Source organism: Streptomyces sp. 8K308 (genome assembly GCF_004348315.1).
In the GTDB taxonomy this organism is placed as follows: domain Bacteria; phylum Actinomycetota; class Actinomycetes; order Streptomycetales; family Streptomycetaceae; genus Streptomyces.
In genome coordinates, this window is record NZ_SMKC01000040.1 from 23,836 (window position 1) to 35,062 (window position 11,227).

Consider the following 11,227-nt stretch of genomic DNA (forward strand, 5'->3'; position numbering starts at 1 on the left):
GCGACAATGGACGACGGCACCCGAGCGAGCGCCAGCGCGCCCGACACCGACCCACAAGGAGCACACACATGGCGGACAAGTACCACCACGGCAACTCTCCCGCCGCCTGGACCACCGTACTGATCGTCGTCATCGGCACGGGCGTCGGCAGCGCCTACACGATCATGGCGCAGCCGCTCGGCGTGCTGGCCGGCGGAGTGATCATCGCCCTGGGTGGTGTCGCCGGCCTGGTGCTCAGGGCCATGGGCTTCGGCCAGCAGCAGGTGCCCGCCGGCGCGGCGCACGGCGTCAAGGCCAAGGTCAGGGTTGGTTCGGCCGAGTCCGCTGGCGTGACCGCCGGCGCGACCGCCTCCGGCACGTCCGACACGGGCACCGAGCCCGAGCAGGTCACGGTCAGCGGCTGACGTTCGCCGCCCCGCGATTGCGGGGCGGCGGCCGCGCTCCCATGCTGGGCGTGTGCCACCTCCGCGTGCCCCGATCGCCGGCCACCTGAGCCGGGTGGCCTGGGCGGCCGGGGCTGCGGTCGCCCTGGGCGCCGTGGCCGTGATCGACCCGGCGGCCCCCGGCCGCCACCCCGCCTGCCCGGTGCCGGCGCTCACCGGGCTCCACTGCCCCGGCTGCGGGGGCCTGCGCTGCGTCTCCGCCCTCACCCGTGCCGACATCGGCGCCGCCCTGGGCGCCAACGCCCTCGTGGTCACGGTGCTCGCCGCGCTGCTCTCGTTCCTCGCGCTGCGGCTCGCCCTGGCACCGCTCGGCCGGCCGCTGCCGGCGCCGCCGCCCCGCGCCGTCGCCTGGACGCTGGGCGGCGCCACGCTCCTCTTCACGGTGCTGCGCAACCTGCCGATCGGTGCCGCCCTGGCCCCCTGACCAGGCGTCGCGCCGCCCACGTCCGGCATATGGGACGGGCCCCCACCGGATGCGAGACCTCTGCCCCGCGCCGGATACCATCGGTGTGATTGCTCTCCTGGACTTGGTCCGGGAACCCCAAACCGACAGGAAGGGGCCGGTCGCGTGAGTGTCCTCGACGAGATCATCGAAGGGGTTCGCGCCGATCTTGCCGAGCGGCAGGCGCGGACAAGCCTCGACGAGCTCAAGGAGTCCGCGGCGAAGGCCCCGCAGGCCAAGGACGGGGTCGCGGCCCTCAAGGGCGACGGCGTCTCGGTGATCTGCGAGGTCAAGCGGTCGAGCCCGTCCAAGGGCGCGCTCGCCGCCATCGCCGACCCGGCCGCGCTCGCCGCCGACTATGAGTCAGGCGGCGCCGCGGCCATCTCCGTGCTCACCGAGCAGCGCCGCTTCGGCGGTTCCCTGGCCGACCTGGCCGCCGTGCGGGCCCGCGTCGACGTCCCGGTGCTGCGCAAGGACTTCATCGTCACCTCCTACCAACTGTGGGAGGCACGGGCCTTCGGCGCCGACCTGGTGCTGCTCATCGTGGCCGCGCTCGAGCAGCCGGCGTTGGTCTCGCTCGTCGAGCGGGCCGAGTCCCTCGGCCTCACGCCGCTGGTGGAGGTCCACGACGAGGACGAGGTGGCCCGCGCGGTCGACGCCGGGGCGCGGATCATCGGGGTCAACGCGCGGAACCTCAAGACCCTCGAGGTCGACCGGGGCACCTTCGCCCGGGTGGCGCCCGAGATCCCCGACCACATCGTCAAGGTGGCCGAGTCCGGGGTGCGCGGCCCGCACGATCTGATCGCTTACGCGAACGAGGGCGCGGACGCCGTGCTGGTGGGCGAGTCCCTGGTGACCGGCCGCGACCCGAGGACCGCCGTCGCCGACCTGGTCGCCGCCGGCACCCACCCGGCCCTGCGGCAGGGCCGCTGATGCGGCGGCGCTGCGCTGGTCCGACCGCACCGGGTGGCGGCTCCGCCGCCACGCCCGGGCGGTCGCCGGCGGGCGCCTCCATGCTGTCGCCTGCTGCCGACCGGGCGCCGGAGGCGCGACCCGCCGGCGTCGCCGCGGCGCGGAGCGCGGTCGGCTCCGCCGACGTGACCGGCCGGTCGGTCCTGCCCGAGGCGGGCCCTGGCGCCATCGGCCCCAGCGGCGCGTCCGCGCGGCCGTCGGCGGGCTTGACCGGGGCGCCCACGACCTTCGGTGCGATCGGCCTGGGCGATCGGCTGAGGCCGCGCGGCGGCATGGTGGGAGCGGCCCGCGTCGTCGGTCGCGCCGACCTCTTGGACCGTTCCTTGGACAGTTCGCGGCGCCCGGTGGGCCGCCGCGCCGACCTCGCCGGTTCCGCCGCCGTCACGGCCGCGCGTGGATCGGTGTCGACCTCCCGCGACCCGGGCCGCGGGCTGCGCCCGCGCGGCTGCCGGGCGCCGGCCCGCCGCGTGCTGGGACGACGTGTCCGGTATCACATCGGCTGTGAGCCCGGCCAGATCAACGGCCGCCGATGGCGGCGGGCCCGGGTCACGGCTCAGCCGTGACCCCGGCCACCGAGGGCTCCCGCCCGCGTAGGCCGTGACAGGCCTGAGCCGGTCCGATCGCTGACCGGCGCTGTCGAGCTCGCCGGCGCGGTGGCGCCGGCGGCGCGTCGCGCCAGCTGGTCCCACAGGCCGCTCCAACGGTAGGGCGCGCGACGCCCCAGTGGTCAGCGGCCGGCCAGGCAGGACGCCGCCGTTCGGCTCGGCGAAGGCCGTGGGCCGGCCGGTCGCCGTGGTGGTTGGCGTTGGCCGTCGCTCGGCCGGTCGTGGGCGCCGGTCGGTGCCGGACGCCGGCCGGTGATCCACGCCGGCGCCGCCGCCGTGGCGGCTGTCGCCGGCCCCCGGCCGGGCGCGGCGCGGCGCGGCGGCCACCGCCCCCTCACACACGTCGTTCGAACAATCCGGAAGGCAAGGCAACGCATCGAATGTCTGACACCGAATCCGTGGAGTCCACGCGGGCCGCGGAGTACTTCTTCCCCGACCTTCAGGGCCCGGTGCCCAACGACAGCGGGTACTTCGGGGCCTACGGCGGCATCTTCGTGCCCGAGGCGCTGCGCGCCGCCGTCGAGGAGGTGGCGGCCGAGTACGAGAAGGCGAAGGCGGACCCGGCCTTCGGCGCCGAGCTCGACCGTCTGCTCACGCACTACACGGGCCGGCCGAGTCCGCTGACCGAGGTGCCGCGGTTCGGCGCCGAGGCCGGCGGGGCGCGGGTGTACCTCAAGCGCGAGGACCTGAACCACACCGGCTCGCACAAGATCAACAATGTGCTCGGCCAGGCACTGCTCACCCGCCGCATGGGCAAGACCCGCGTGATCGCCGAGACCGGCGCCGGGCAGCACGGCGTGGCGACGGCGACGGCCTGCGCCCTGTTCGGCCTCGACTGCACGATCTACATGGGCGAGGTCGACACCCGGCGGCAGGCGCTCAACGTGGCCAGGATGCGGATGCTGGGCGCCGAGGTGATCCCGGTGACCACCGGCAGCCGCACCCTCAAGGACGCGATCAACGAGGCGTTCCGCGACTGGGTCGCCAACGTCGACGACACCCACTACCTCTTCGGCACCGTGGCCGGCCCGCACCCCTTCCCCGCCCTGGTCCGCGACTTCCACCGGGTCATCGGCGTCGAGGCGCGCCGGCAGATCCAGGAGCAGGCGGGCCGGCTGCCGGACGCCGTCGTGGCGTGCGTCGGTGGCGGCTCCAACGCGATCGGCCTGTTCCACGCGTTCATCCCGGACGCCGGGGTGCGGCTCGTCGGCTGCGAGGCGGCGGGACACGGCGTGGACTCCGGCGAGCACGCCGCCACCCTCAGCGCCGGCGAGCCCGGCATCCTGCACGGCTCCAGGTCCTACGTGCTCCAGGACGACGAGGGCCAGATCACCGAGCCGTACTCCATCTCCGCCGGCCTCGACTACCCCGGCATCGGCCCCGAGCACGCCTACCTCAAGGACAGCGGCCGCGGCGAGTACCGGGCGGTGACCGACGACCAGGCGATGCGGGCGCTGCGCCTGCTGTCCCGCACCGAGGGCATCATCCCGGCCATCGAGAGCGCCCACGCGCTGGCCGGCGCCCTGGAGGTCGGGCGCGAGCTCGGCCCCGACGGCGTCATCGTGGTCAACCTCTCGGGCCGCGGCGACAAGGACATGGACACCGCCGCCCGCTACTTCGGGCTCTACGACGACAACGCCGACGACAACGCCGGCGAAAACGCCGAGGAGGGCGACAAGTGAGTGGCAACGCGGCGGCGCTGAGCGCCGTGCTCGGAGCGGCCAGGGAGTCCGACCGGGCCGCGCTCATCGGCTACTTCCCGGCCGGCTTCCCCACCCTGGAGGGCGGCATCCGCGCCGTCACCACCATGGTCGAGGGCGGCTGCGACATCATCGAGATCGGCCTGCCGCACAGCGACCCGGTGCTCGACGGCCCCGTCATCCAGACCGCCGACGGCATCGCGCTGCGCGGCGGCATCCGGATCGCCGGCGTGCTCCGCACCGTCCGTGAGGTCCACGCGGCCACCGGCGTTCCGGTGCTGGTGATGACCTACTGGAACCCGGTGGACCGGTACGGGCCCGAGCGGTTCGCCACCGAGCTCGCCGAGGCGGGCGGGGCCGGCTGCATCCTGCCCGACCTGCCGGTCGAGGAGTCGGACGCCTGGCGGAAGGCGGCTGAACAGCACGGCCTCGCCACGGTGTTCGTGGTCGCCCCGAGCAGCAGGGACGAGCGGCTCGCCACCATCACGGCGGCCGGCAGCGGCTTCGTCTACGCCGCCTCGCTGATGGGCGTCACCGGCACCCGCGAGTCCGTCGGCCGGGAGGCGGCGGAGCTGGTGCGCCGCACGAAGGCCACCACCGAACTGCCGGTCTGCGTCGGCATCGGGGTCTCCAACGGGCGGCAGGCGGCCGAGGTCGCGGCCTTCGCCGACGGCGTCATCGTCGGCACCGCGTTCGTCAGGCCGCTGCTCGAGCACGACGACGAGGGCGCCGCCCTCGGCCGGGTGCGCGAACTCGCCGCCGAACTGGCGGCCGGCGTCCGCCGCACCGGCTGACCGTACGCCCGCCGGAACGCGGCCCGGGACCCGGGCCGCGTTCCGGTACAGTCCTGGCTCATGGGTACCGAGGGGACCGCGGCCGGCATACCGTGGCAGCCGCCCACAGCGGTGGAACACGGCCTGTATCAGGCCGGTTCGCGCGGGGACTGGGCCGCGTTCTTCGCCGTCCTGGCCGGTACCGACCTCTTCTTCCCGATGTCCCGGGAGATGGCCGACGCCCTCCCCGGCTCCCTCCGCTTCAGCCCCTTCAACGACCCGCAGGTGGAGGGGCTCTGCGTGGCCGTCTTCACCCGCGGCATGCTGCCGCCGCCGGCCGGCGGACAGGTCTTCGAGCGCGTCGACCTCGCCGGCCTCGCCAAGTCCTGGCCGCGGCCGGTCCGTTGGCTGGCGATCAACCCCGGCACCCCCGTGGAGACCTTCCTCCCCGCCGAGCCCAAGCGGTGGCGCAGGCACGCCAGGAACGCCACCCAGGAGGGCCAGCTCAAGACGCTGTGGACCGGCCACCGCTCCGGGCCGCTCGCCCACGGGATGGCGTGCGGCGCGCTGCTCTTCGTCAACAACGGCTCCCTCTGGAACCACCTCGGCTGGCAGAACGGCGGCTACAGCGAGGAGCGCGAGCTGCTGCGCACCTGGTGGGGCGTCTCGGGACGCGGCGACTGGCAGCGGATCCAGGAGCGGCTGCTGCGCGGCGAGGTCATCTCGCCCGCCTGGGAGTTCGTGCTGCGGGTGCGGCAGGCGTTGACCCGGGAGTACGGTCCGACGCCGGGCGCCGTGCGGTGGCGCGAGACGGCCGAGCGGGTGCTGGTGTCGCGCACCGCCGAGGTGGTCGACCAGACGGGCCGGCCGCCGGAGTTCGACCTGGAGGCGGACATCGCGCTGGTGCAGGAGCTGATCGGCCGTGTCCTGCGCTACGAGGCGCGCTTCCGCGCCGATGGACTGCTCGCCGCCCAGGACTCGGTGCGGTCCGTGCTGGCCTGGGACTACGGCCGCGCCTCCTGTATGGCGCGCTGGGGGCTCGGCGCTCGCTACTGCGAACTCCCGGAGACCGAGCGGGCGCTGCTGGGAGTCGGCTCGGCCGCCCGCCAGGCGTACCGCTCGTGGTCCGACTTCGCCGCGGGCTACATCCTCGGCCGCTGCCTGCACTTCGACAGCGAGGAGTTCGGCGACTGGTACACCGAGATGGTCGCCGCGCACCGCGTGCTGTCCACCGACCCGGAGAGCCCCTGGCTGAGCGTGTCGTGGCAGCAGTCGGCCGCGGACCGCTCGGATCACTGAGCGACGGCCACCGGCCGCGGGACGGGCCGCGCGCCGATCCGGTGGCGTGCCGGGCGTGTCCTGACCGGGCGCGGTTCGTTGGCTCAGGACGTGAGCCAGAGAAATCGTGACGGAAAGCAGAGTGCCCGCGAGCGGATCAGGCAGGCGCGGGAGCGGGAGCGCGCGTCTGAGCGACGTGTGCGCGGCGCCAAGGTGGCGGGCGTGGCGGTGGTCCTCCTCGCGGCCGCGGCCGTGGTGGGGATCATCGCGGCGAACAGCGGCGGCAGCACGAGCGACGCCACCGAAGCCGAGCCGATCACCGTGGGGTCCTCCGACGCGCCGGCGACGCTGACCGTCTACGAGGACTTCCGCTGCCCGGCCTGCGGCACGTTCGAGGACAACTTCCGGGACACCATCAACGAGCTGACGGACGCCGGCAAGCTGCGCGTCGACTACCACCTGGTCAGCATCATCGACGGCAACGTCGGCGGCAGCGGCTCCAAGGCCGCGGCCAACGCGGCCGCCTGCGCCCGCGACGAGGACCGGTTCCGGGAGTACCACGACGTGCTGTTCGAGCACCAGCCGGCCGAGCAGGACGACGCGTTCGCGAACAAGTCCCACCTCATCGACCTCGCCGCCGGCGTCGAGGGCCTCGACACCGAGGCGTTCCGCTCCTGCGTCGAGGACGGGACCCACGACGGCTGGGTCAGCGACTCGAACGCCGCCTTCCTGAACTCGGAGTACAACGCCACCCCCACCATCCTGCTGAACGGGGAGAGCGTCTACGGCGACGCCAGCAACCCGCTGACGCCGGACAGCCTGCGCGACCGGGTGAACGAGCTGGCGGGCTGAGGCGCCGGCCCTCGACGCTCGGTGCCCGGCCGGTCGCGCCACGTGTCGGCAGTCCTTCCGGCGGGCCTCGAACGGCCCCCCGGAAGGACCCGCGGATTACCCCATGCCGGCCGGGCACGGTAGCGTCGGGGTCACCATGGAGATCCTTGCCTCGATTCCCAGCCCCAGCGAAAGCGAGATCCACCTCGGACCGCTGCCGCTGCGCGGATACGCGCTGTGCATCATCATCGGCGTCTTCCTGGCCATCTGGCTCGGCGGCAAGCGCTGGGTCGACCGTGGCGGGAAGCCGGGTACCGTCGCCGACATCGCCGTGTGGGCCGTGCCCTCCGGCCTGGTCGGCGCCCGTGTCTACCACGTGATCACCGACTACCAGCTCTACTTCGGCGACGGCCGTGACTGGGTCGACTCGTTCCGCATCTGGGACGGCGGCATCAGCATCTGGGGCGCCATCGCCGGTGGCGCCCTCGGCACCTGGATCGCGTGTCGGCGGCGCGGTATCGCGCTGCCGCCGATGGCGGACGCGCTCGCCCCCGGCATCGCGTTCGCACAGGCGATCGGCCGCTGGGGCAACTGGTTCAACCAGGAGCTCTACGGCCGCGCCACCGACGTGCCGTGGGCGGTGGATATCGACAACGGCCTCGACGAGGGCACCTTCCACCCGACCTTCCTCTACGAGTCGCTGTGGTGCCTGGGCGTCGGCGCGCTGGTCATCTGGGCCGACCGCCGCTTCCGGCTGGGCCACGGGCGGGCTTTCGCGCTCTACGTCGCGGCCTACACGGTCGGCCGCTTCTGGATCGAGTACCTGCGGATCGACGAGGCGCACGAGTTCCTCGGCCTACGGCTGAACAACTGGACCTCCCTGGTCGTCTTCGCGGCGGCGGTGCTCTACCTGGTGCTCTCCGCGAAGCGCCGCCCGGGCCGCGAGGAGGACGTCGAGCCGGACGCGAACGCCCACACCGCGGAGGCCAAGGCGGAGACGGAGGCCGAGACCGAGGCTGAGGCCGCTGAGGCCGCTGAGACCAAGGCGGACGCGGAGTCGGAGCCGGACGGGAAGTCCGGCGACGCCGACGCGAAGGCGGCCGCCGGCTGACGCCGGATTCCCCACCCATCCGCCCCACCCCGCGGCCCGCGCCTCGCGCGGGCCGCGGCCGTTTCCTCGGCCTTCGCTGCCGCGAACACCTTCCGGCGCGGAGCGCCGGAAGATCGGGGCGGTGATCGGCCATGCGCCTGCGTCGGGCTGCGCCCAGCGCGCCGCATCAGGGCGGCCACCGCCGACCGCCGAACGCGCGCCAGCGCGCGCAGGGCCGGGCAAGGGCGGGTGGGGGAGAACCCTCGGCGTGCGCCCTGCGGGGAAACCGCTGGTCAGGGAGGTTAGTACGCCCTGCCTTGCTAGCCAGCGGTCGCGTCCCGGTGTCAGGCTGGGCCCCGAGTCGCAGCCGGCAGGGAGGAGGTCCCGCGTGTCCACGTCCGCGGAGTCGCATCACAGCCATCGCGACGTCACCGGGGGATGGCTCAGGCCGTCCGTCTTCGGGGCGATGGACGGGCTGGTGTCCAACCTCGGACTGATCAGCGGCGTGGCCGGCAGTTCCGCCTCCTCGCACGCCATCGCCGTCGCCGGGGTGGCCGGCCTCGCGGCCGGGGCGTTCTCGATGGCGGCGGGGGAGTACACCTCGGTGGCCTCCCAGCGGGAGCTGGTGCTGGCCGAGATCGACGTCGAGCGGCGTGAGCTGCGCAGCCACCCCTCCGACGAGCTCGCCGAGCTCACCGACGTGTACGTCAGGCGGGGCGTCGAGCCGGCGCTGGCCAGGGAGGTGGCGCGGCAGCTGTCGGCCGATCCCGAGCAGGCGCTCGAGGTGCACGCCCGCGAGGAGCTGGGCGTGGGTCCCGGCGACCTGCCGTCACCGACCGTGGCCGCTGTGTCGTCGTTCGGTTCGTTCGCGGTCGGGGCGCTGCTGCCGCTGCTGCCGTACCTGCTGGGCGCGACCAGTCTGTGGCCCGCCGTGCTGGTGGCGCTGGTCGGCCTCTTCCTGTGTGGCGCCGTGGTGTCCCGGGTGACCGCGCGGTCCTGGTGGTACAGCGGGCTGCGGCAGCTGGTGCTCGGCGCGGCCGCCGCCGGGGTCACCTACGCGCTCGGCGCGCTGCTCGGCACGTCGCTGGGGTAGACCCGGCGCGATCCGGCGTGCATGATGTCGCGGATGCCGGGAATAGCCCGGGCGGGTCTGGGTGCTATGTCCCCTGGGCGCGCTTTGGGCGAGCCTTGTTTCCGGCGGGTTTCAGTTGTTTGTCGGTGGGCATGTGTCCCGCATCGACGAGCATCGGTGCACCCGTCGACCCCGTAAGGCTTTGGGCGGGCATGTCCGCCATCTCCGGCATGGTCAAGCGGCGCGAAGTCCGTATCGTGGACTGTGCTATCCGCTTCCCGGGAACCGGGCCATCGTGTAACCTGCACGAAAATTTTATGTACGCCAGGGCCAACGTCGTCCCTCGGAACAGCACAAGACCAAGACGACGACGGGAGAGCCGATGCGTTCTGCGTCCCATCCGGTAGCGCAGGGGATGTACGACCCGCGCAACGAGCATGACGCCTGTGGCGTCGGCTTCGTCGCCACCCTCACCGGTGAGGCCAGCCACGAGCTGGTCGACCAGGCGCTGACCGTCCTGCGGAACCTGGAGCACCGTGGGGCCACCGGCTCCGACCCGGACACCGGCGACGGCGCCGGCATCCTCATCCAGATCCCGGACGCCTTCCTCCGCGACAGCGTCCCGTTCGTCCTGCCCGCCGCCGGCGGCTACGCCGTGGGCATCGCCTTCCTACCCGCCGACGCGGCCGAGACCGCCGAGGCCGTCGCCCGCATCGAGGCCGTCGCCGCCGACGAGGGCCTCTCCGTCCTCGGCTGGCGCGAGGTGCCCACCGCGCCCGGGCTGCTCGGCGCCGCGGCCCGCGAGACCATGCCCGCCTTCCGGCAGCTGTTCGTCGCCGACGCGGCGGGCGAGAAGACCGGTCTCGCCCTCGACAGGGCCGCCTTCGCGCTGCGCAAGCGCGCCGAGCGCGAGGTCGGCGTCTACTTCCCCTCGCTCTCGGCCCGCACCATCGTCTACAAGGGCATGCTCACCACGGGCCAGCTCGAGCCGTTCTTCCCCGACCTCTCGGACCGCCGGCTGGCCAGCGCGATCGCCCTGGTGCACTCCCGCTTCTCCACCAACACGTTCCCGAGCTGGCCGCTCGCCCACCCGTACCGCTTCGTCGCGCACAACGGCGAGATCAACACCGTCCGCGGCAACCGCAACTGGATGCGGGCCAGGGAGTCGCAGCTGGCCAGCGACCTGTTCGGGGCCGGCGACCTGGAGCGGATCTTCCCGATCTGCACCCCGGACGCCTCAGACTCGGCCACCTTCGACGAGGTGCTCGAGCTGCTGCACCTCGGCGGCCGCTCGCTGCCGCACGCCGTGCTGATGATGGTCCCCGAGGCCTGGGAGAACCACGCCTCCATGGACCCGGCCAGGCGTGCGTTCTACCAGTACCACTCCACGATCATGGAGCCCTGGGACGGCCCGGCCTGCGTCACCTTCACCGACGGCGTCCAGGTCGGCGCCGTGCTCGACCGCAACGGTCTGCGCCCCGGCCGCTACTGGGTCACCGACGACGGCCTCGTGGTGCTCTCCTCCGAGGTCGGCGTCCTCGACATCGACCCGGCCCGGGTGGTCCGCAAGGGCCGCCTGCAGCCCGGCCGGATGTTCCTCGTCGACACCGCCGAGCACCGGATCATCGAGGACGACGAGATCAAGGACCGGCTGGCCGCCGAGCACCCCTACGCCGAATGGCTGGAGGCCGGCCTGATCGAACTGGCCGACCTGCCCGATCGCGAGCACGTGGTGCACACCCACGCCTCCGTCACCCGCCGCCAGCAGACCTTCGGCTACACGGAGGAGGAGCTGCGGGTGCTGCTCGCGCCCATGGCGGGCAGCGGCGCCGAGCCCATCGGCTCGATGGGCACCGACACCCCCATCGCCGCGCTCTCCGACCGGCCCCGGCTGATCTTCGACTACTTCACCCAGTTGTTCGCGCAGGTCACCAACCCGCCGCTGGACGCCATCCGCGAGGAGCTCGTCACCTCGCTGCACTCCTCGCTCGGCCCCCAGGCCAACCTGCTCGAGCCCACCC

10 protein-coding genes are annotated in these 11,227 nt (G+C 73.6%); all 10 read left to right on the plus strand.

The features are described from left to right. The first annotated feature begins 68 nt into the window (after nt 1-68). Nucleotides 69-404: an HGxxPAAW family protein gene (locus E1265_RS37920; protein ID WP_207931011.1), complete on the plus strand. Its 336-nt coding sequence runs from the start codon at nt 69-71 to the stop codon at nt 402-404. Nucleotides 405-456: 52 nt separating this feature from the next. Then, the gene (locus E1265_RS09005; RefSeq protein WP_243740632.1) at nt 457-867 is read left to right on the plus strand and encodes a DUF2752 domain-containing protein; all 411 of its coding nucleotides are present in this window, start codon (nt 457-459) and stop codon (nt 865-867) included. A gap of 144 nt (nt 868-1,011) precedes the next feature. Further along, on the plus strand, nt 1,012-1,818 hold the full coding sequence (gene trpC / locus E1265_RS09010) for an indole-3-glycerol phosphate synthase TrpC (RefSeq protein ID WP_132929717.1): 807 nt from the start codon (nt 1,012-1,014) through the stop codon (nt 1,816-1,818). A gap of 1,024 nt (nt 1,819-2,842) precedes the next feature. After that, nucleotides 2,843-4,144: a tryptophan synthase subunit beta gene (gene trpB / locus E1265_RS09020; protein ID WP_132929719.1), complete on the plus strand. Its 1,302-nt coding sequence runs from the start codon at nt 2,843-2,845 to the stop codon at nt 4,142-4,144. Beyond that, nucleotides 4,141-4,956 (plus strand): tryptophan synthase subunit alpha, encoded by an 816-nt coding sequence (gene trpA / locus E1265_RS09025; RefSeq protein WP_132929720.1) that lies wholly within the window; start codon nt 4,141-4,143, stop codon nt 4,954-4,956. The genes trpB and trpA overlap by 4 nt, the downstream gene beginning before the upstream one ends. A gap of 60 nt (nt 4,957-5,016) precedes the next feature. Continuing rightward, complete coding sequence (locus tag E1265_RS09030) at nt 5,017-6,234, plus strand: DUF1266 domain-containing protein (protein ID WP_132929721.1); 1,218 nt, start codon at nt 5,017-5,019, stop codon at nt 6,232-6,234. Nucleotides 6,235-6,435: 201 nt separating this feature from the next. Next, nucleotides 6,436-7,065, plus strand: a complete 630-nt coding sequence (locus E1265_RS09035) for a thioredoxin domain-containing protein (protein WP_347877168.1) — start codon at nt 6,436-6,438, stop codon at nt 7,063-7,065. A gap of 136 nt (nt 7,066-7,201) precedes the next feature. After that, nucleotides 7,202-8,155, plus strand: a complete 954-nt coding sequence (lgt, locus tag E1265_RS09040) for a prolipoprotein diacylglyceryl transferase (RefSeq protein ID WP_132929723.1) — start codon at nt 7,202-7,204, stop codon at nt 8,153-8,155. Between the two features lie 367 nt (nt 8,156-8,522). Further along, nucleotides 8,523-9,227: a VIT1/CCC1 transporter family protein gene (locus tag E1265_RS09045; RefSeq protein ID WP_132929724.1), complete on the plus strand. Its 705-nt coding sequence runs from the start codon at nt 8,523-8,525 to the stop codon at nt 9,225-9,227. A gap of 361 nt (nt 9,228-9,588) precedes the next feature. Further along, nucleotides 9,589-11,227, plus strand: a 1,639-nt coding sequence (locus E1265_RS09050) for a glutamate synthase central domain-containing protein (RefSeq protein ID WP_279571414.1), incomplete at its 3' end; no start/stop codon positions are given.

What these genes read in the sequence shown, in the direction of transcription:
- E1265_RS37920 (WP_207931011.1), top strand. Translation starts at nt 69, where the DNA reads ATGGCGGACAAGTACCACCACGGCAACTCTCCCGCCGCCTGGACCACC.
- trpB (WP_132929719.1), top strand. Translation starts at nt 2,843, where the DNA reads ATGTCTGACACCGAATCCGTGGAGTCCACGCGGGCCGCGGAGTACTTC.
- E1265_RS09030 (WP_132929721.1), top strand. Translation starts at nt 5,017, where the DNA reads ATGGGTACCGAGGGGACCGCGGCCGGCATACCGTGGCAGCCGCCCACA.
- lgt (WP_132929723.1), top strand. Translation starts at nt 7,202, where the DNA reads ATGGAGATCCTTGCCTCGATTCCCAGCCCCAGCGAAAGCGAGATCCAC.